Annotated in this window: 18 protein-coding genes; 7 read left to right on the top strand and 11 right to left on the bottom strand. The window is 69.6% G+C overall.

The window, feature by feature from the left end:
- Positions 1-131: 131 nt before the first annotated feature.
- Entirely contained in the window at positions 132-1,838 is a 1,707-nt protein-coding gene (locus BA895_RS03530) for an aminotransferase class V-fold PLP-dependent enzyme (RefSeq protein WP_070190513.1), read from the bottom strand.
- A 101-nt stretch (positions 1,839-1,939) separates the two neighbouring features.
- Positions 1,940-2,128, bottom strand: a complete 189-nt coding sequence (locus tag BA895_RS03525) for a hypothetical protein (protein ID WP_070190512.1) — start codon at positions 2,126-2,128, stop codon at positions 1,940-1,942.
- A 320-nt stretch (positions 2,129-2,448) separates the two neighbouring features.
- Between BA895_RS03525 and gap the strand changes: the two genes are divergently transcribed.
- Both gap and spxB read left to right on the top strand, forming a co-directional pair.
- Positions 2,449-3,453 carry a type I glyceraldehyde-3-phosphate dehydrogenase gene (gene gap, locus BA895_RS03520; protein ID WP_070190511.1) on the top strand — a complete coding sequence of 335 codons (1,005 nt, stop codon included), beginning with the start codon at positions 2,449-2,451 and terminating at the stop codon, positions 3,451-3,453.
- Between the two features lie 69 nt (positions 3,454-3,522).
- Positions 3,523-5,280: a pyruvate oxidase gene (gene spxB / locus BA895_RS03515; protein WP_070190510.1), complete on the top strand. Its 1,758-nt coding sequence runs from the start codon at positions 3,523-3,525 to the stop codon at positions 5,278-5,280.
- A gap of 225 nt (positions 5,281-5,505) precedes the next feature.
- Here spxB and BA895_RS03510 read toward each other — a convergent pair whose 3' ends face one another.
- A complete protein-coding gene (locus tag BA895_RS03510; RefSeq protein WP_070190509.1) occupies positions 5,506-6,165 on the bottom strand; it encodes a hypothetical protein in 660 nt (219 codons plus the stop codon).
- Between the two features lie 188 nt (positions 6,166-6,353).
- On the opposite strand from BA895_RS03510, the gene BA895_RS03505 reads away from it, so the two are divergent.
- The gene (locus BA895_RS03505) at positions 6,354-7,772 is read left to right on the top strand and encodes a radical SAM domain-containing protein (protein WP_070190508.1); all 1,419 of its coding nucleotides are present in this window, start codon (positions 6,354-6,356) and stop codon (positions 7,770-7,772) included.
- A gap of 94 nt (positions 7,773-7,866) precedes the next feature.
- Here the strand turns inward: BA895_RS03505 and BA895_RS03500 are convergent, their stop codons facing one another.
- From BA895_RS03500 to BA895_RS03485, 5 genes are read right to left on the bottom strand one after another with little or no spacing between them, the layout of a single operon-like run.
- Entirely contained in the window at positions 7,867-8,973 is a 1,107-nt protein-coding gene (locus BA895_RS03500; RefSeq protein WP_070190507.1) for an ABC transporter ATP-binding protein, read from the bottom strand.
- Positions 8,970-9,890 carry an ABC transporter permease gene (locus tag BA895_RS03495; protein ID WP_217493811.1) on the bottom strand — a complete coding sequence of 307 codons (921 nt, stop codon included), beginning with the start codon at positions 9,888-9,890 and terminating at the stop codon, positions 8,970-8,972. The genes BA895_RS03500 and BA895_RS03495 overlap by 4 nt, the downstream gene beginning before the upstream one ends.
- A 5-nt stretch (positions 9,891-9,895) precedes the next feature.
- On the bottom strand, positions 9,896-10,753 hold the full coding sequence (locus tag BA895_RS03490) for an ABC transporter permease (RefSeq protein WP_070190505.1): 858 nt from the start codon (positions 10,751-10,753) through the stop codon (positions 9,896-9,898).
- Positions 10,750-11,046 (bottom strand): hypothetical protein, encoded by a 297-nt coding sequence (locus BA895_RS24130; protein WP_217493810.1) that lies wholly within the window; start codon positions 11,044-11,046, stop codon positions 10,750-10,752. Before BA895_RS24130 ends, BA895_RS03490 begins: the two co-directional genes overlap by 4 nt.
- Positions 11,047-11,067: 21 nt before the next feature.
- Positions 11,068-12,060, bottom strand: a complete 993-nt coding sequence (locus BA895_RS03485; protein ID WP_217493809.1) for an ABC transporter substrate-binding protein — start codon at positions 12,058-12,060, stop codon at positions 11,068-11,070.
- A gap of 226 nt (positions 12,061-12,286) precedes the next feature.
- Between BA895_RS03485 and BA895_RS03480 the strand changes: the two genes are divergently transcribed.
- Positions 12,287-12,922: a CDP-alcohol phosphatidyltransferase family protein gene (locus tag BA895_RS03480; protein ID WP_070190504.1), complete on the top strand. Its 636-nt coding sequence runs from the start codon at positions 12,287-12,289 to the stop codon at positions 12,920-12,922.
- Positions 12,923-12,955: 33 nt separating this feature from the next.
- Here the strand turns inward: BA895_RS03480 and BA895_RS03475 are convergent, their stop codons facing one another.
- Complete coding sequence (locus BA895_RS03475) at positions 12,956-14,455, bottom strand: NAD(P)/FAD-dependent oxidoreductase (RefSeq protein WP_083282927.1); 1,500 nt, start codon at positions 14,453-14,455, stop codon at positions 12,956-12,958.
- 137 nt (positions 14,456-14,592) lie between these two features.
- Between BA895_RS03475 and BA895_RS03470 the strand changes: the two genes are divergently transcribed.
- From BA895_RS03470 to BA895_RS03460, 3 genes are read left to right on the top strand one after another with little or no spacing between them, the layout of a single operon-like run.
- Positions 14,593-15,243, top strand: coding sequence for a class I SAM-dependent methyltransferase (locus BA895_RS03470; protein ID WP_070190559.1), 651 nt, complete (start codon positions 14,593-14,595; stop codon positions 15,241-15,243).
- A 9-nt stretch (positions 15,244-15,252) separates the two neighbouring features.
- Positions 15,253-16,542, top strand: a complete 1,290-nt coding sequence (locus BA895_RS03465) for a pitrilysin family protein (protein WP_070190503.1) — start codon at positions 15,253-15,255, stop codon at positions 16,540-16,542.
- The gene (locus BA895_RS03460) at positions 16,539-17,924 is read left to right on the top strand and encodes a pitrilysin family protein (RefSeq protein ID WP_070190502.1); all 1,386 of its coding nucleotides are present in this window, start codon (positions 16,539-16,541) and stop codon (positions 17,922-17,924) included. The genes BA895_RS03465 and BA895_RS03460 overlap by 4 nt, the downstream gene beginning before the upstream one ends.
- A gap of 79 nt (positions 17,925-18,003) precedes the next feature.
- Here the strand turns inward: BA895_RS03460 and BA895_RS03455 are convergent, their stop codons facing one another.
- Together BA895_RS03455 and hisN are read right to left on the bottom strand one after the other, a co-directional pair.
- Positions 18,004-18,579 (bottom strand): GNAT family N-acetyltransferase, encoded by a 576-nt coding sequence (locus tag BA895_RS03455; protein WP_070190501.1) that lies wholly within the window; start codon positions 18,577-18,579, stop codon positions 18,004-18,006.
- A complete protein-coding gene (gene hisN / locus BA895_RS03450) occupies positions 18,572-19,372 on the bottom strand; it encodes a histidinol-phosphatase (protein ID WP_070190500.1) in 801 nt (266 codons plus the stop codon). The genes BA895_RS03455 and hisN overlap by 8 nt, the downstream gene beginning before the upstream one ends.
- Between the last annotated feature and the right edge of the window lie 49 nt (positions 19,373-19,421).

The raw sequence follows: 19,421 nt of genomic DNA, 5'->3' as shown, positions 1-19,421 counted from the left end.
CTCGAATCCTTCGATCTCGAAGGCTAGTCGCCCAGGGCTGGACCCTGGTCTCGGTCGAGCACGAGAGCGACAGGTCGGAGACAGCTGGGCCCTGCGGCCACCGTCGTGGCCGGCCCGGTCGACGAGATGCTCTACCGCTCGGCGAGGCTCTCGGCCGGTAGGTCGAACCACCGCAGCTGGTCGAAGTCGGCGTTGACGTGCCCGGGCTCGGCGCCGGCGCAGGTGGCCTCGGCCAGCACGGTGCGGGCTTGCTCGAGATAGCCCGTCAGGTCGTCCTCGGTCGCCAGATCGACCTGCCGCGGGTAGGTGAGCACGCCGTCGACGTAGCTGACCTGCGACAACCGCAGGGGCGGTTCGACGGGCCCGTGCTGGTGTCGCCATCGCCCGCTGGCGGCGTCGAAGTCGTAGTCAGCGAGCAGCCGCCACCCGTCACGCGCCACGAGCAGCACGGCCTGCACGATGTAGTCGAAGACGGCATCCGAGATGAAGTAGTTGAAGTTGATGCGCACCCAACCGGGCTTGATGCCCTCGCATCCGCGGTCGACCTCACGCCCGAACTCCTGCGACCGCTCGAGGTCGATGCCGAGCAGGTGGTGGCCGTAGGGGCCGGCGCACGAGCAGCCCCCGCGGCTCTGGATGCCGAACAGGTCGCTCAGCACTGCGACGACGAAGTTGTGGTGCAGGTAGCTGCCGCTGGGAGCTCGCACGACGAAGGAGACGATCGAGAGTCGTTCGGCCTCGAGGTTGCCCAGGATCTCGATGGCCGGTTCGTGCCGCCAGGCCTCAACTGCACGCCGGAGGAAGCGCTCCTCGTTGGCGCGGATCGTGTCGACCCCGACCGCCTCCTTGAGGGCGAAGACCAGGCCGGCGCGGATCGACTCGATGATGGCCGGCGTGCCGCCCTCCTCGCGGTGCTCGGCGTCGCGCAGGAAGTCGTGTCGGCTGGGGCCGACGTAGCTGACGGTGCCGCCGCCGGGCACGTCGGGCACTCGGTTGGTCAGCAGCTCGCGACGAACGACGAGAACCCCGGGCGTGCTCGGGCCACCGATGAACTTGTGGGGGCTGAGGAAGACGGCATCCTTGTACGCAGTGTTGGCCGGGTCGGCGTGGCCGAGCGCGCCGTACATCGAGATGTCGACGTAGGGCCCCGCGGCCGCGAAGTCCCAGAAGGCGAGCGCGCCGTGCTCGTGCAGCAGGCTCGAGATGGTGTCGGAGTCGGTGACGATGCCGGTGACGTTGCTGGCGGCCGAGAACGAGCCGATGCGCAGCGGGCGGTCGGCGTGCGCGACCAGCTGCTCGCGCAACGCCTGCAGGTCGACGTGACCGTCGAGGTCTTGCGGGATGACGACGACGTCGGCCACGCACTCGCGCCACATGACCTCGTTGGAGTGGTGCTCGTAGGGCCCGATGAAGATCACCGGTCGTTCGTCGGCAGGCACGAGCGCGCTGGCTCCCCAGCGGTCCTCGAAGTTGGAGGGAATCCGCAGGCCCAGGATGCCGACGAGCCGGTCGATGGCGCCCGTGCACCCCGAGCCGGCGAAGATCACGGCCGTCGCGTCGTCGCCGCCCACCGCCTCGCGGATGATCCGCCTCGCGTCCTCGCGCAGCCGGGTGGTCTGCAGACCGGTGCCCGAGCTCTCGGTGTGCGTGTTGGCGTAGCGGGGCAGCACCTCGTCGCGGATGAAGTCCTCGATGAACGACAACGCCCGACCGGATGCCGTGTAGTCGGCGTAGGTGACCCGCCTCGGCCCGTACGGGCCTGGCATCACGTGGTCGTCACCGAGTACGGCCTTGCGGATGGTGTCGACAAGGGCAGAGCGCGGGCGGTCGTCGGTCATGCCACCGAACCGTAGCGCAGGTGATGCTGTTCGCTCAAACCATAACGTGACGTTTGGGTCAGAGTGGGGACCCTGCCGAATCCGGACACTCCCGTGGGTCGTCAAGAGGCGGTTGGCCGCCGCTGTTCGAGCAGTCGGGCGAGGTAGTCGCGGGTGGGTTGGTCATAGCGGATGCGGGACACGGCGATCGTGTGCAGGGCGCGGTCGAGCTGGTGGTCGCCGTAACCCTGCTTTGCGAAGAGCCACAATAGGAGGGTCGGGATGATGAGGCCACAGTCGATCGACTGCAATTGGTCAATCGCCCCACCGAGTGCTCTGCCGCGTGGCAGATGAGCGAGTCGTCGGCGTGATTGCCGTCGATTCGCAGCTCGCCCTCAGTCACATGACTGAAATTCACTCCCGGCCGCTGACAGCGGCCGGACACGTCGGTAGTCTATGGTCACTCACCTGTTTCGAGACTCGGGTCGAAATGAACTCACGTGGTCGGGTCACCCACGTGGACCGAGACGCGCCGGACGAACCCGCAAGATGTGAAGATTCGAAGAATCCGTCTTGCCGCTGAGAGCATCTTCTTCGATAACTGGCAACGACGACTGGCGAGGGGCAAGAAATGGCAATGAGAATCGGCATAAACGGATTCGGCAGGATCGGCCGTAACTATCTGCGCGCGGCGCTGGCCCAAGAAAGTCAGTTCGACGTCGTGGCGGTAAACGATCTCTCAGACACAGCAACGCTGGCACATCTATTGAAATACGACTCGTTGAGCGGTCGTCTCGGAAAGGTGGTCGATGTCAAGGGTCGGAGCATGATCGTCGACGGTGCACCGATCCAGGTACTGGGCGAACGTGACCCGGCAAAAATCCCGTGGGGTGATCTCGGTGTCGACATCGTGATCGAATCGACGGGCCGTTTTACGAGCGGTGATGACGCGCGCACGCATCTGTCCACAGGTGCTCGAAAGGTCATCGTTTCCGCCCCGGCTGCTCGGGCCGATGTCACTGTCGTTCTGGGGGCGAACGAGGCGACGTACGAACCCGCAGATCATCACGTGATCTCCAACGCATCGTGCACGACGAACTGCCTGGCGTTGCTAGCGAAGGTCTTTCACGACGCTTTTGGAATCGAACATGGCCTGATGACGACTGTGCACGCCTACACGGCTGACCAGAACCTGCACGATGGTCCACACAAGGACCTGCGTCGTGCCCGTGCCGCCGCGCTCTCCATCATCCCGACCAGCAGCGGTGCTGCCAAAACCATCGGACTGATCCTGCCGGAGCTCAACGGCAAATTGGATGGCTTCGCCCTTCGTGTTCCGGTGCCCGTCGGCTCGATCACTGATCTGACCGTCACGGCGTCGCGTCCCGTGACGGTAGAGGAAGTCCAGGCTGCCTATAGGACAGCTGCGGGAGGAGCGATGAAAGGTTTACTGGAATACGTGGAGGACGAGATCGTCTCGCGTGACATCGTCGGAAACTCGGCCTCGTCGATCTTTGATGCCGGCCTCACTCGTGTGATTGGCGATCAGGTGAAGTTGTCCAGCTGGTACGACAACGAGTGGGGGTTCTCTAACCGGATGGTCGACCTCACGAACTATGTCGCAGAGCGTCTGTGACCTGACGGTGAGACACGGCGCCTGCGCACGGTCAGTAAAACCGGCTGCTATAGATCGAGAGGAACAGAAATGACGCTGGTCAATGCGTCCAACGCGATGATGAAGGTGTTACAGGACTGGGGCGTCAAAAACGTCTACGGTCTACCCGGCGGTTCGTTCGACTCGACGATGAATGCTCTCCATGACTTCAGGGAAACCATCCGGTATATCGGAGTCCGTCACGAAGAGGTGGGCGCTCTCGCCGCGGCCGCGGAGGCCAAACTCACCGGAAAGATCGGTGTGACTTTCGGTTCGGCCGGTCCTGGCGCCGTGCACCTGCTCAATGGTCTGTATGACGCACGCCACGACCATGCGCCTGTACTCGCGCTGATCGGTCAAGTGGCCACCCCGCTGATGAACATGGACTACTTCCAGGAACTGCCCGAGAATCCGATCTTCGCCGACGTAGCCGTCTACAACCGTACGGTGACGACCGCCGAGCAGCTACCCGACGTTATCGACACCGCAATTCGGCACGCGTACGAGCGGCGGGGCGTTGCGGTCGTCGTCATCCCGCGGGACCTGGGCTGGACCAAGATCACCGACGGCTACATCTCATCCGCGAACTCGTACGCTCAACCGGAGTGGACGCTCGGCGCACGGATCGCTGATGTCGAGAAGACCCTTGACTTGATCTCGGCTGCTGCGCGACCGATCATCTACTTCGGCCGCGGGGCAGATGGTGCGGCCGCCGAGCTCCGGGAGCTGTCGGAGCTGATGCAGTTGCCGCTGATGTCGACGTATCTGGCTAAGGGGATACTTCCTGACGACTATCCCGGCTACATGATCTCCACTGGCCGCGTGTCGACAAAGCCGGGTACGGATGTCGGCAAGTCCGCTGATCTGATTCTCTTCATCGGCACCAACTACGAATTCGGAACCGCGATGTTCGATCCCGAGGCAAGCTTCATCGACGTCAATTTAGACGCGACCGCCATCGGAGCCCGGCACGCAACGGTTCTCGGGATCCGCGCGGATGGCCCAGAGTTTCTGCGTCAGCTACTCGCGGCGGCCCGGGCCCGCGAGTGCGCGCGCGAGAACCACGCCGGCTGGTATCTGTCGGCCCTGGAAGACAAACGAGACTGGGACAGCTGGATTGCCGCGCAATCGGTCGACACTCGAGTGCCGGTTCGCATCCCACCGGTCTTCGCCGAGATCAACCGGATCGCGGCCGTCGACGCTGTCTTCGGTGTCGACGTGGGCAATATCAACATCGAGACGGCGCGATTTCTGCACATGACCGAACAGCGCACCATGACCACCTCCGCGCTTTACGCGACCATGGGTTACGGTCTGCCCGCCAGCATCGCGGCCGCTTTGGTGTACCCGGAGCGCCAGGTCTGGTCGCTTTCTGGCGACGGCGGTTTCGCGATGGTGGCCCAGGACCTGGCAACACAGGCCCTCTACCACCTACGCATCATCAACATCGTCTTGACCAACCGGTCGCTCGGCTTCATCGAGGGGGAGCAGGATGACCAGGGACAGCCGCATTCCGGGGTCGAACTGATGGACATCGACTTTGCCAGGGTGGCCGAAGGCTTCGGTGTGCGCGGAATCACCGCGAGAACGATACCGGAGCTGCGGTCTGCGCTAGCGGAGGCGCTCGACGCCACCGAGCCGATCCTGATCGACGTGAAGGTCACCGACGACCGGCTGCTACCGACTGAGATTTACCCGCTGCGTCGTGGAGATCGGCCGGACTTCGACGAGTTCGTCGCCCGATACGAGGCATCGGCCCTCCGCCCGTTCGCCGAGACCCTCGCAGACCACGGCGTTGTGATCAGCTGATGCAGCTACGTCTGAGGCGGACCCGCCATCACCCTCGCTCGCAGGTGAATCGGCGCCGAATGCGCTGTCGCCGCAAGAGTCTGGCGACCCGGGCCACGGTCAGGTGCTGACCCACGATCGCGTCCAGCGCCCACCGCAGCCCGCGCCAGGACCGCCCGGCGCGGGCCGAGCCGCTGCCCCTCCACGACAGGGCCGAGCTCGTCCAGGCGTGTGAAGGCGGTCTTCTCAGGACAGGTCGGACAGGCAGATGACGTTGCCCTGCTTCTCGCCCTCCTTCGACTCGAAGTAGGAGGTCGTCGTCGTCGGGGCCCCGCTGCACACCGACTCGATCGACGACTCTGTCGTGTCCTTCTGGATGAGCAGCACCTTGTACTTGGCCTTGTCGTCGGCGCAGTCGACCTGCGAAATCTCGTTGCCGTCTCGCGAGACGCACTGGCCCACCTCTAGCACGTCTGCAGAACCTCGGTCGAAGGCCGTGCGCCCCACGACGACGACCACGATGCCGATGAGCGCGATGCCGACGCGCTTGAGCACGGGGGAGAGCTTCTTGCCGGCCTTGCCGGCCTTGGCGGCGTCGGTCGGAGGCCCATCGGCCGGGCCGGCATCGAAGCCACTGGGTACAGCAGGGACAGGCGGCGCCGGAGCCATGGATGGCACAGGAGGCACCGAGGGGTTGGCCGGTTCGGATGGCATCGGCTCGGTCATGGAGGTCGGAGCGCCCTCGTGCCGGGCCTCGTCGTGCTGGGTCTCGTCCGGCCCGGACGCGGTGGGCCCGCTCGAGTACGGCTCGCTCGAGAGGGCGTCGCTCGAGAGGGTCGACCCGGCGAGAGGGTCGACGGGGTAGTCGTCAGCGGGAGGACGGGCTCCGGTGGGCTGGTCGGACATGAGTGGGCTCCCCTGATCGATGTGAGTCGGCTGTGCGCCGGGGGACATTCTGCCCGGAGCCGACACGCACCGCGAAACCGTCCGGCGACTAGGGTGGGGCAAACCGGTCACTCGGCTGCTCCAGACGTCGTGCCGGGTCAGCGCAGCGAACCCGAGCATCGCAACGCGCGGCAACCAACAGGAGCCACATGACCTTCAGGCAGAACGTACAAGCGTGGGTCGAGCGAACCCGCCCCGTCGACGAGCGCACCGAGCAGGTGCTTCGCGACCGGTGGGCCGCCCTGCCGGAGGCCGTTCGCACCCCGGAGCAGCTGCTCGGCCGGCACGCCGTCGGGTGCGAGGGCACGCACGGGGTGTTCCCGAAGTGCAACCTGACCTGCTCGCCGTGCTACCACTCTCGCGACGCCAACAAGGTGCGCATCGACGGATCGCACACGGTGACCCAGATCGACGAGCAGATGGCCTACCTGGCGAAGCGTCGGGGCCCCCGAGCCCACGCGCAGCTCATCGGCGGGGAGGTGTCGCTCCTGGCGCCCGACGACCACGCCGCCGCTCTGCTCGCGATGCGGGCCCACGGGCGTGAGCCCATGTCGATGACCCACGGCGACTTCGACTACGACTATCTCGAGAAGGTCGTGCTCGACGGCGATCGACGGGTGCGGCTGCCGCGGGTGTCGTTCGCCGCCCACTTCGACTCCCTCATGCGTGGCCGGCGCGGCATCCCGCGCCCGTACAACGAGGCCGAGCTCGACGGCTACCGGGCGACGTTCGTCGAGATGTTCGCGCGGCTGCGGCGCGAGACCGGGGTGCGCTCCTACCTGGCTCACAACATGACGGTCACACCGGCGAACCTGCGACAGGTGGCGTCCGTCGTGGCGTCGGTCTCGCGGATGGGCTACCAGATGCTCTCGTTCCAGCCGGCTGCGTTCGTCGGCGACGACCGGCGCTGGGACGACGGCTACGACGACGTCGACATCGACGCCGTCTGGGAAGAGCTCGAGCAGGGCCTCGGCCAGAAGGTGTCGTGGCGAGCGCTCCAGTTCGGCGACCGGCGGTGCAACCGAACCGCCTTCGGCTTCAAGGTCGGCCAGGCGTGGCACACGCTCTGTGAGGCCGACATTCCCGCCGAGACGGCCGCGCGCGACGTGTTTCTGAACCACTTCGGCGGTATGAGCTTCGGGGGCACCCCACCCGCCCTGCTCGTGGCGAAGGTCGGTCGGGTGCTGGCACGGCATCCGCGCGACATCGTGGTCATCGCGGGCTGGACCGGCTCGGTGATCGGTCGAGTCGGGGGTCTCGCCACCCTTGTGCGGGCAGCCCGCAAGGGCGAGGTGACGCCGATGACCTTCGTGGTGCACCAGTTCATGGATGCAGGTGACGTCGCGCCCGCGTGGGAGATGCTCAAGTCCGGTGTCGTGGCCGACGACGAACGCGTCCGGGCCACGCAGGAACGGCTGCAGGCCTGCACGTACTCGATGAGCCACCCCGAGACGGGCGAGCTGGTGCCGGCCTGTGCCCAGCACGGGGTGCTCGACCCGGTCGAGAACGTCGAGCTGCGCCGCCTCCTGCCGTTGACCGTGCTCGACCAGACACCGGTCGCGGTCTGACCCCGCGCACGCTCTCGCGTCACCTCGACGGGGGAGACCTCAGGTCACCACCTCTGACCGGTGGTCGCCGGCAGAAGGCTGTAGGGCAGGCCCGTCAGGGCGGCTCCGACGCGGTCTCCGGGCGTCGGCACCGAGCCGGCCTGATGTTCGACCTCGACCCGTGGCGGGCGGCCGGAGCCCTGCCCGGCATCGGGCTCCACGACCACGGAGTGGCGTAGACCGCGCTGGCGCACGGCGACGACGACGCCGACGAACACTGCGGCAGTGTCGTCGGCGCTCGTCGTTCGCAGCGACTCCCTCCGCAGGAGAGCGGTGACCGCACCGGGCGGGGGTCCGTCGTCGGCCACGGCCCCACCGGCCGGCGGCCAGGGGAGCACCCCGAACGGGGAGTGGTGCCCCTGCTCGTCGAGGTGCCTTCGACCTCCACGAATCCGCCCAGCACGCGGGCCACCTCACGCGATGCGGGCCGTCGGAAGAGCTCGGTCACCGAGTCGACCTGGTGCACGCGGCCGGCGACCAGCACCGCGACCCGATCGGCGAGGGCAGCTTCGTCGAGGTCGTGCGTGACGATCACGGTGGTGGGTGCCAGCACGGCGCGCACCTCACCGAGCAGCTCGTGCATGTCGGCGCGCACCCCGGCGTCGAGCGAGCTGAACGGCTCGTCGAGCAGCAGCACCCGAGGTTCGGCGGCGAGTGCACGAGCGAGCGCCACCCGCTGTTCCTGACCGCCGGAGAGGGTTCGGGTTCGTCGACCCGCCAGGTGAGAGAGGTGAACGAGACCGAGGTAGTCTGCCGCCCGGGCCCGCGACCGGCGACGGGAGTGACCCGCGACCCGGTCGGCGAACCCCACGTTGTCGAGCACGTTGAGGTGGGCAAAGAGCAGCGGCCGCTGGAAGAGCCTCGACATCCCTCGCCGTTCTGGAGCGCACGAGGTCAGGTTCTGGCCCCCGACGAACACCTCACCCCGCTCCGGCAGCGCGAGCCCCGCGGTGACCCGCAGGGTGCTGGTCTTTCCCGATCCTGACGGCCCCACCACGGCAAGCATCTCTCCGTAGGCGACGGCGAGGTCGACCTCGGCCAGGCTCGGCTCGATGGTGCCGGGGTGGGTGAAGGTGATCCTGCGCAGCTCGAGGCCCGCGTCGTCGGCACCCTCGCGTACGGAGCCGGTCGGCGCGGCTGCTCGACGCAGGGGCGTGGTCACGACAGGGCCTGCGACCGCAGCTGGTAACCGTCGCCGTCGCCGTCGCCGTCGCCGTCACCACTCGCGCGAAGGGACCCGCGCGCACGCCGCCCGACGAGCCGGCGCCCGATGAGCAGGGCCAGCACGGGCGGCAGCACCGAGACGACCGACAGAGCAGCGAGGACCGGTTCGTTGCCACTGCCGGAGGCGGCCGCGGCGATGAGCAGGGGCAGGGTCACCAGCTGCCCGCCGCCGATGACGAGCGTGACGATGTAGTCGCTCCAGCCGACGAGGAACGCCAGAAAGGCCGCGGCGGCGATGGCCGGCCGCAAGGTAGGCAGGGTGACGCGCAATAGAGCCTGACGCGGGGTGGCTCCGAGCAGGCGGGCCTGATCTTCCAACGCTGGGTCGATACCGGCGTAGGCCGCCGCGAACACGTAGCAGGTATAGGGCAGGGCGAACACGCTGAGCACCACCGCCACCCCCAGCGTCTCGGGAACGCGCGCCCGGAGCAGCACCGGGGTCAGCCCCATCGCCACGGCGAACGGGGGCAGGGCGACGGGCGCGAGCAGTACCACCCCGAGCAGACCTCGCCGGCGCACCAGCCGCCAGCCGATCGCACGCCCCGCGGCCGCCCCGGCGACGGTCGCGACGATCGCGACGCCCGTTCCCAGGGCGGCCGACCGGCCCAGAGCCAGGAGCGTGTCGGTGTTCGCGACGGCGCCCCATCCGCGTATGCCGAACCGCTGTGGCAGCACCCCCGGGTAGTTCCACTGGTCGGCCAGTGCCCACAACAGGATCGGTACCAGCGGCAGCACGAACCAGAGTGCAACCAGGGCCGTCAGACCACGACCGACGTGGCCGACCCGGCCGGATGGTTGCGACCTCGAACGCGACGCACCCAGCGCGTCGACGGTGGGCCGGGTTCGAACCCCCACCCGGCTCACCGCGCCATCCCGGCTCGTCGGACGAGCGGAACGGCAGCGGCAGCAGCGGCGAGCGCCAGGCCGGTCGTAGCGAGCGCGGTCACAGCCGCCCCGGGGCGAGAGGTGAGGTCGATGGAGCCGAAGAGGCGGTTGGCCGCGACCGGGAGGGTCTCGGGGTAGGCCCGCCCGAGCAGCCACATCACCTCGTAGTTACCGAGGGTGTAGAGCAATACGATGGTGCCCGCTCCGATCAGCGCCGGCGCCGACAGGGGCAGCACGACATGACGCACGCGAGCGAACCGGCTGGCGCCCAGCAGCGCGGCCGCCTCGGAGTAGTCGGTCAGGTTCTCGGCGAGCGTGGCCGTGACGACCAGGGCCACGAAGGCCGACTCCTTCCAGGCGAACGCCAGCACGGCAGCGACCGGCCACGGGCCCCCGACCAGGCTCGGCCACTGGTCGGGGGGTGAGCCGAACAGACGGTTGGCCAACCCGGAACCGGTCAGCAGCAGGGCGAAGGAAGCGGCACCGACGAGGTGGGCGACCGGGATGGGCACCGTCACAACCACGGAGAGAGCCCGGCTCCCGGACCGGGTGGTGAGAAGCAGCAGAGCCACGGCGAAGCCGACAGCGACGGCCACCACCGTCGCAGCGACCCCGACAAGCAGACTCTCTCGCGCCTGGACGAGCAGGTCAGGAGCCACGGCGGCGAAGGCGTCTGAGCGAAGGTGCGGACGCCCGACCAGCGGCATGAGGCCGGTGGCGGTGAGCACGAGGGCCACCAGGGCCGTCACCACCACGACCACGACGAGCAGTACGGCCGGCAGGGCCGATCGAGCACCCCGGTGCGAGGGCCGGGTGGAGGTGCGCCCCCTCACGGGGAGGTGCTGAGCACCTGTCGGCGCCAGCCCTCGTCGATGGGCCCCACCCAGCTGGCGGAGAGCTCGGGGTTGGCGTTCTTCGAGATCGTCTCGTAGGGCGGTACGACGGGGGAGGCGGGAAGGTCGGCGAACCGTTTGGCGTCGGGGGCCGAGAGGCGCGAGGTGTCGAGAACCGTGAACTGACCCCAGGCCGACGGGGCGGCCTTGGCGACCTGTTGCGCCGGGCTGAGTGCTGCGTCGGCGACGACCATCGCGGCATCCGCGTGAGGCGAGCCGGCCGGGATCGCCAAGAAGCTGGCGTTGCCGACCGTTCACTCGTCGAGCGTCAGCACCTTCGTGGTCTTGGGGAAGGTGCCCTTGGCGACGAGGTCGGTCAGGGTGGCCGGGCCGTAGGTCATCGTGAGGTCGACCTCACCGTCGGCGTACAGCTTGTCGAGCGCCACGGAGTCGCGGGGGTAGGTCTTGCCGCCGCGCCACAGGCTGGGCCTGACGTCGTTGAGGGTCGTCCACAGGGCGGGGGTGAGCCGGTCGAAGGCGCCCTTGTCATAGCTGGAGGGGACCTTGCGGTAGCCGCCGGCGGTCGAGTAGAGCACCTGTCGCAGGAAGACCGACCCGGTGAAGTCGGGTGGGGCGGGGTAGGTGAACCGGCCGGGGTGGGCCTTGGCCCAGGCGAGCAGACCGGCCAGCGTGGTGGGCGGGCTCGAGACCTTGGCGGAGTCGTAGACGAGCGTGAACTGCGCTTTGTGCCAAGGGGACTCGCAGCCCTTGACGGGAGTTCCGAAGTCTCTTGCGAGTAACGGGTCGGCAGGGTCGGTGAATTTCATGTTGGGTAGCGTGGCGCTCCACCCGCAGCGCCACGCCCCGGCCTGCTGGCCGGTGGCGAAGTTGTCGCCGTTGACCCAGACGAGGTCGACGGCGCCGTCGGTGATGCCGGCCTGCCGCTCGGACAGCACCCGCGTCAGGGCGTCCTTGGTGTCGGCCAGCGGCACCCGGCGAAGGGTGACCCCCAGCTTGGCCACCGCCGGGGCCAGCACCGTGTCGACGTAGGCGTTTCCCTGGGGGTCACCGCCCCACATCCACAACGACACCGTCTGCCCTCGCGCGGCTTCGCCGATCTGCGCCCACGACCGTGAGGCTTCGGGGGTCGCCGCGCCGGCCTTTGCGGGGCCGGAGTCGGGAGCGGCGCAGGCGGCGAGGGCGAACGCACCGACGAGAAGAGCGACCCAGCGCGCCCGAGGTGGGCGTCGTGCCGGGGGAGCGCTCTCCAGGACGCGCCGATGGCTGGTGGGTGTTCGAGTGTGCACAGGGATCGGAACTCCGTCGTAGCGGGGGGGTGGGTACGGTGTGCACCTCGGGACATCACCGCGTCTGCCTGGCGCGCGCCACGTCGACTTGTCAGGATAGTGGGCAACTGCCCGGATTCGGCGGTTGCCAGGGTAACGATTGCCGGCCGGTTCGAGGAGCGCGCATGTCAGGGAACACGGTCTGCGTGGCATCTCGCTACCCGCCGACAGCGCAGGCCCGACGCTGATGATCGATGCGCGTCTGCGCCGTCGCCTCGAGGGGCCGCTCGACCGGGCCGCCCAGCGCATCGACGTGGGATGGCTCTCACCCGACCGGCTGACCGCGGCCGGTCTGGTTCTCGGGCTGGGCAGCGCCGCAGCGGCCGCAGCGGCCTGGTGGCTGCCGGCGCTGGCGCTGTGGCTGCTGTCTCGGGCCTGTGACGGCCTCGACGGACCGCTGGCGCGGCGCCGGGAGCGGGCCGCCGCCACGCGAGGAGAGACGATCTCGCTGGCCGGCGGCTTCTTCGACATCACTGCCGACTTCGTGGTCTACGGGGCCACCGTCGTCGGCGTCGCCATCGGGGCGACCCAGGCCGAGGGGGCCTCATGGTGGCCCTTTCTGCTCGTGCTCTTCGCCTACTACGTCAACGGCACGGCCCTGCTCGCCTTCTCCTCGATCGCCGAACGCACCGACCGGCAGATCGACGATGGTCGGTCGCTGAGCTTTCTCGGCGGGCTGGCCGAGGGCGCCGAGACCATCGTCGTGCACTGCCTCTGGCTGGTCTGGCCCGGTTCGGCGGGGGCCATCGCGACGGTCTGGGCGGGGGTTGTCGGGGTCACCGCGGCGCACCGCATCGTGACGGGCCGGGCGGCACTGCGCTGAGCGGCATCCGGGCTCGTGGGCTTTCGGAGCGGGTCAACCCCGCCGGCTGACCACCCGACGACGGGTGGCCGCGAGCGTTCTGACGGCAAGGGCGGTCAGCGGGCGACGCAGGCGTTGCTGCACGGTGGCGATCGCGGCGTTCCAGGGCCCGTCTCCGTAGGTGGGGTAGGGGTGGGTCGACCCGGCGAGCGCGGTGGTCGTCAGGCCGCGCGTGACGGCCAGCGTCAGCTCGGCGAGGGCCTCGCCGGCGCGGGGGCCGACCACGGTCGCCCCGACGATGCGCCCACGGCGGTCGGTCACGATCTTGGTGAAGCCGGCCGTCTCGCCCTCGGCGACGGCGCGGTCGACCTCGTCGTTGCTCCACGACGTGACCTCGCGGTCGGAGCCGGCAGAGCCGGTGGGGGCTCCGACCGCCGCCACCTCGGGGTGGGTGAACGTCACACGTGGCACCACGGCGTCGGCGACCGACCGGCGCAGTCCCAGAACGGCGTTGGTGACTGCCGTCGAGGCGTGCACCCCGGCCAGGTGGGTGAACTGCGGATGCCCGGTCAGATCGCCGGCGGCCCAGACCCGGTGGTTGGTCGTGCGCAGGTGGTCATCGACGACCACGTAGCCCCGCTCGTCGACCGCCACCCCGGCGCCCTCGAGACCGAGGCCGGCGGTGCGCGGGCTGCGGCCCACGGCCACGAGCAGCACGTCGTAGTCGATGCGTGCACCATCCTCGAGAGTGAGCGAGCCACCCTGCCCGCTCCGGCCGCTCACGGCGACCACCCCGGCGCCGGTGCACACCCGCACCCCGTCGGTTTCGAGGGCGGCCGTCACGACCGCGGCAGCCTCGGGGTCCTCGCGCGAGATCAGGGTCGGTGTCGCCTCGACCACGACGACCTCGGACCCCAGCCGGGCAAAGGCCTGGCTCAGCTCGCAGCCGATGCTGCCCCCGCCGAGCACGGCGAGTCGGCCCGGGAGGTCACGCAGCTGCCAGACCGTCTCGCTCGTCAGCGCCTCAGCCGCCTCCAGCCCGGGAATGGGCGGCAGCATCGGCGCGGCGCCGGTGGCGAGCAGCGCCTGTCGGAACGGGATCTCGACGCCCTCGACGACAGCGCTGGTGGGGCCGGCGAGGGTGGCGTGTCCGCGCACCACGCGAACGCCGGCCCGCTCGAGCGCCTCGGCCGAGTCGGTCGGGGCGATGTGCTCGATGGCGCCGTGCACGTGCGCCATGACCCGGGCGAAGTCGACGGAGACGACCGGAACGTCGATCCCGAACCGGCCCGCCGTTCGGGCTGCTGCGGCAGCCGCGGCCGCCGCGAGCAGCGACTTCGACGGCACGCATCCGGTGAACAGGCAGTCGCCCCCCGGATGGTCGCGGTCGACGAGCAGCACACGGGCCCCGAACCGGGCGGCGGTCTTCGCACCCACGATCCCGGCCGTGCCACCGCCGATCACGAGGAGGTCCCAGGGGGGTTGCTTCGAGAGCTCGACCAGCGTGGGCTGGGGGGTGGTCGTCGCGCCGGTCTCGGCCACGCTGCTGGTCATGGTGCTCCTGGGTGGCGGGTGGGGCCGACGGCAGGGGCGGTAAGCGCCGCGCCGCTGTTCGGCCGCGCTTAGTGTGGCACGGGGAGACGGGGCCGACCCGGCTCCGTCTGACCGTCATCGTCGCTCCGGGAGGTCACGTGCCCCAGAAGTACACCGCGGTCGCTCCCCTCTACGACCTGCTCTCGGCGGAGGGGCCGGTCTACGGCGCAGGGCGCGTCGCCGGCATCCCGAGGCTGCGACTGGGGCCAGGCGACCTGGTCGTCGACGTCGGCTGTGGCACCGGGCTGAACTTCCCCCTGTTGCGTCGGGCCGTGACCGACACGGGGGAGGTCGTCGGCATCGACGCGAGTGAGCAGATGCTGGCCATGGCCCGTCGTCGGCTCGGCGAGGAGGGACCCAACGTCGAGCTGGTCGCGCACGACGCCACCGCGCTCGAGGCGTTGCGTGCGCCTGGGCAGGCCTTCGAGCGGAGACGAGCGGATGCGGTTCTCTTCACCTACGCGCTCTCGGTCATGGTCCCGTGGCGGTCGGCCTGGTCGGGCGCACTGTCGCTGGCCCGTCCCGGCGCCCGCATCGTCGTGGTCGACATGGCGCGGCCGGTCGGCCCGGCCCGTCTGCTCACGCCCCTCGCCCTGCTCGCCACCCACGTCGGCGGCTCCGACATCGACGCCCATCCGTGGACGGCGCTGGCGCAGCAGTGCGTCGACGTCTCGCACGTGGCTCTGCGCGGTGGTCACGTGCAGGTCTGGGCCGGCACCTGGACGGGTCCCCGAGGCCCGGTCGCATAGGCTCGATGCGTGACAGCGATCTCGTACCCGCTCGCGGAGACCACCCTCGCCAACGGCCTGCGGGTCGTCGTCTCGGAGGACCACACCGTGCCCAACGTCGCGGTCAACCTCTGGGTCGATGTCGGCTCCCGTCACGAGAGCCCCGGGCGCACCGGTTTCGCGCATCTCTTCGAGCACCTGATGTTCCAGGGCAGCCGCAATGTCGCCTCGGGTGAGCACTTCTCGGCGCTGATGGAGCAGGGCGCGCGCCTCAACGCCACGACGTGGTTCGACCGCACGAACTACTTCGAGACGGTGCCCACCGGGGCTCTGCACCTCGCCCTGTGGCTCGAGGCCGACCGGCACGGTCACCTGCTCGACGCGCTCACCCAGGAGAACCTCGACAACCAGCGCGACGTGGTGAAGGAGGAGAAGCGCCAGCGCTACGACAACATGCCGTACGGCTCGGCGCTCATCGACGTGTACGCCGCGGCGTTCCCCGAGGGTCACCCCTACCATCACCCCACCATCGGTTCGATGGACGACCTCGACGCAGCCACGCTGGATGACGTGCACGCCTTCTTCCGGGCCCACTACGGCCCGAACAACACGGTGCTCACCCTCGTCGGCGATCTCACCCCCGAGGAGGGGTTCGCTGCGGCGAAGACGTACTTCGGCCCGTTGCCGGCCATCGAGCTGCAGCGGCGGGAGCGGCTCCCGCAGCTGGAGCCCCTCGCGACCCCGGTGCGGGTCGACCGCGCGGGAGACGTGCCGAACGACCGCCTCTACGTCGCGTTCCGGATGCCGGTCGACGCCACGCCCGACTACCTGGCGGCCTCGATCGCCGTCGACGTGGTCGCCGGCCTGGCCAGCTCGCGCCTGATGCGCCGACTGGTGCGCACCGACGAGACCGCCACGTCGGTGGGGGGCTGGACCATGGGTCTGGTCGACGGGGTGGGCCTCGGCGCCATCACCGCCGACGTGGCCGAGGGTGCCGACCCCGACGAGGTCGAGGCGGCGATCTGCGACGAGCTGACCCGCTTCATCGACGAGGGGCCCGACGAGGCCGAGCTCGAGTCGGTGGTCGCCGACACCGAACGCTCGTGGCTCAGCGCCCTGGCCAGCATCGAGGAACGGGCCGACCACATCAGCCACCACGCGCTGCTGACGGGCGACCCTGCCTACGTCAACACCTTCGTCGACCGGCTCCGCGCGATCACGGCCGACGAGGTGCGGGCGGCCGCCGCGGTGTGGCTGGTCCCCTCCTCACGGGCGGTGGTTCGCTACCTGGCCCGCGACGAGGCTGAGGTCGCCGCATGAGCCAGGTCACGCGCCCCACCGTGGCGCCCCCCGCCCCGTGGCACTTCCCCGCAGCCACGACCCACGACCTGCCCAACGGTCTGCACCTGGTCACCTACGACGTGCCGGGCCAGTACGTCGTGTCGGTGCGCCTCGCGGTGCCGGTGCCGCTCGACTCCGAGCCGACCCTTCGTGAGGGGGTCGGCACGATCATGGCCCGCACCCTCGACGAGGGCACGGAAACCTGCACGGCCGAGGAGTTCGCCCGGCTGCTCGAGCGCAAGGGGGTCGGCTACGGTGCCGGCGTCTCGGATGCCGGGCTGTCCCTCGATCTCGACGTCGTGAAGGGCAACCTCGAGCCGGCCCTTGACCTGTTGCGCCAGATCCTCACCGAGCCGGTGTTCCGCGAGGCCGAGGTGGCGCGCCACGTGCGCAGTCGGCTGGCCGAGATCGAGCAGGAGCGCTCGATCGGCGCGAACCGTTCGATGCTCGAGTTCGTACGAACCTTCTACGCCCCGACCGACCGGTCGTCACGGCCGACCGGAGGGTCCCCGGAGACCGTCTCCACCATCACCCGCGACGACGTGGCGGCCCACTACCGACAGCACGTCACGGCATCCGGCTCGACGCTCGTGGTGGCGGGAGACCTCGGCGGTCTCGACGTGCCGGCACTCGTCGACGCTGCGCTCGCAGACTGGCCGTCCGGCCCCGCCCGCGCGCGTTTCATCGAGCGGTCGGCCACGCACGCGAACCACCGCTCTCGGGTCGTGCTCGTCGACCGCCCGGGGGCCGTGCAGAGCGACTTCCTCGTTGGTGCCCCCGGCCCTGACCGGTCGGCTCCGGGCGGATGGGCGCCCTACCCCGTGCTGGCTTATGTGCTCGGCGGGTCGCCCACGGCCCGCCTCGACGCCGTGCTGCGCGAGGAGAAGGGCTACACCTACGGCACCCGCTCAAGCTTCCGCCCGAAACGGGGAGGGGGCAGCTTCCTGACGTTCGGGTCGGTGCGGGCCGACGTCACGGCGGAGTCGATCGGCATCATCGTCGACATCCTCGAAGGGGGTCGAGACGGCTTCTCCGAGAAGGAGGTTCGCGCCGGCGTCGACTACATCGCCAAGACCGCACCGGGCCGGTTCGCCACGGCCGACGCGATCGCCGACGAGGCGGTCGGGATGGCGATGGACGGTCGGACGACCGCCTTCACGACGGCCAACCTGCACGACCTGGTGACGGTCGACCGCGACCGGGTCACCGACGCCTACGAGCGCTTCACACGTCTCGCCGGCGTGGGGTCGGGTGCGCGGGGGGCGGGCTGGACGATCGTCGTCGTCGGTGATGCGTCACAGCACCGCGAGCCGCTCGAAGCCCTCGGGCTCGGTGAGGTCACGGTCGTCACCGACGACTGACCCCATCTCACCGACGTACGAAAGTGGCCACTCGACGGGAACGAGCCCCACCCGGTCGAGTGGCCACTTTCGTACAGGGTCAGAGCGGGCGTTCCATGACGAAGTCGTCCTCGTGGCGGTCGCCGACGAGAAAGCGCTTCGTTCCGACCACCGTGAACCCGCTCTTGGTGTAGAACCGCTGCGCTCGCTCGTTCTGCTGGTTGACCCCGAGCCACACGCCGAGGGCGCCGCGCGTACGGGCCCAGTCGAGACCGGCATCCATCAGCGACCGTGCCCCGCCGCTTCCGTGCGCCTCGGGAACCACATAGATCTTGCTCAGCTCGACCGTCGGCCGGAGCCGGATCGCCGCGGCGACGTCGGGGTCAGACGGTTCGGCATCGACGAGCATGGCGTAGCCGAGGGGGCGGCCGCTGCGCTCGGCGAGCAGCACTCGCCTCGTAGCGTCTTCGAGATACTCCTCGAAGCGGCTACGTGAGAGCACGCCGTCGATGAAGGCGTCGATGCGGTCGATGGTCAGGTGCGGCGGGCAGGCCAGGGCGAAGGTGGCCGCGGCGACCGTGGCGAGCACGTCGACGTCGGATGACGTCGCGGGGCGCACCGTCGCGTCAACCGCGCCGGGGTCGACCGCGCGGCCGGGGTGCCCGGGCTCACTCATCCTCGCCCCGGTCGTCGCCGATGCGCGCCAGCACCTCGTCGTGCAGCAGGCTGTTGGTGGCGAGGGCGCTGCCGCTCCAGCAGCCGTCGGCGCCGTCGAGGCCGGTGAAGCGCCCGCCGGCCTCCTGGACGATGGTCACCAGAGCGGCCATGTCGTAGACCTCCAGCTCGGGCTCGGCGGCGATGTCGACCGCGCCCTCGGCGACCAGCATGTACGACCAGAAGTCGCCGTAGGCCCGGGACCGCCAGCAGTCGTCCATGAGGTTGAGAAAGTCGGCTCCGCGTCCGCGCTCACGCCACCCGCCGAGGGAGGAGTACGAGAGCGAGGCGTCCGACAGGTCGGAGACCTTCGAGACGGAGATGCGCCGCGCCGACGTGAGCGAACGACCGGTCCAGGCGCCAGAGCCGGATGCCGCCCACCACCGTCGTTGCAGGGCCGGGGCCGACACGAGACCGAGCACCGGACGCCCGTCGTCGACGAGCCCGATCAGGGTCGCCCACACGGGTACGCCGCGCACGAAGTTCTTCGTCCCGTCGATGGGGTCGATGATCCAGCGGCGCTGACCGCGCCCGGTGGTGTCGAACTCCTCGCCCTCGACCGCGTCGCGGGGCCGGGTGCGCTTCAGCTGCATCCGAATCAGCTCTTCGGCGCCCCGGTCGGCGTCGGTCACGGGCGTGAGGTCGGGTTTGCTCTCGACGACGAGGTCTTCGGCGCGGTAGCGCGACATGGTGAGCCGCTCGACGGCATCGGCCAGAACGTGAGCGAGCCGGAGGTCGTCGTCGTATGAGGTCACCGGGTCAACCTAGCCGCCTGACGCTGACGATCGTGGATCCGCCGGGGCT

Source organism: Humibacillus sp. DSM 29435 (assembly GCF_001758225.1).
GTDB lineage: Bacteria > Actinomycetota > Actinomycetes > Actinomycetales > Dermatophilaceae > DSM-29435.
This window is presented reverse-complemented; position numbering and strand designations above follow the sequence as displayed.

What these genes read in the sequence shown, in the direction of transcription:
- BA895_RS03505 (WP_070190508.1), top strand. Translation starts at nt 6,354, where the DNA reads ATGACCTTCAGGCAGAACGTACAAGCGTGGGTCGAGCGAACCCGCCCC.
- BA895_RS03510 (WP_070190509.1), bottom strand. Translation starts at nt 6,165, where the DNA reads ATGTCCGACCAGCCCACCGGAGCCCGTCCTCCCGCTGACGACTACCCC.
- BA895_RS03475 (WP_083282927.1), bottom strand. Translation starts at nt 14,455, where the DNA reads ATGACCAGCAGCGTGGCCGAGACCGGCGCGACGACCACCCCCCAGCCC.
- spxB (WP_070190510.1), top strand. Translation starts at nt 3,523, where the DNA reads ATGACGCTGGTCAATGCGTCCAACGCGATGATGAAGGTGTTACAGGAC.
- BA895_RS03480 (WP_070190504.1), top strand. Translation starts at nt 12,287, where the DNA reads ATGATCGATGCGCGTCTGCGCCGTCGCCTCGAGGGGCCGCTCGACCGG.
- BA895_RS03455 (WP_070190501.1), bottom strand. Translation starts at nt 18,579, where the DNA reads ATGAGTGAGCCCGGGCACCCCGGCCGCGCGGTCGACCCCGGCGCGGTT.
- gap (WP_070190511.1), top strand. Translation starts at nt 2,449, where the DNA reads ATGGCAATGAGAATCGGCATAAACGGATTCGGCAGGATCGGCCGTAAC.
- BA895_RS03460 (WP_070190502.1), top strand. Translation starts at nt 16,539, where the DNA reads ATGAGCCAGGTCACGCGCCCCACCGTGGCGCCCCCCGCCCCGTGGCAC.
- BA895_RS03530 (WP_070190513.1), bottom strand. Translation starts at nt 1,838, where the DNA reads ATGACCGACGACCGCCCGCGCTCTGCCCTTGTCGACACCATCCGCAAG.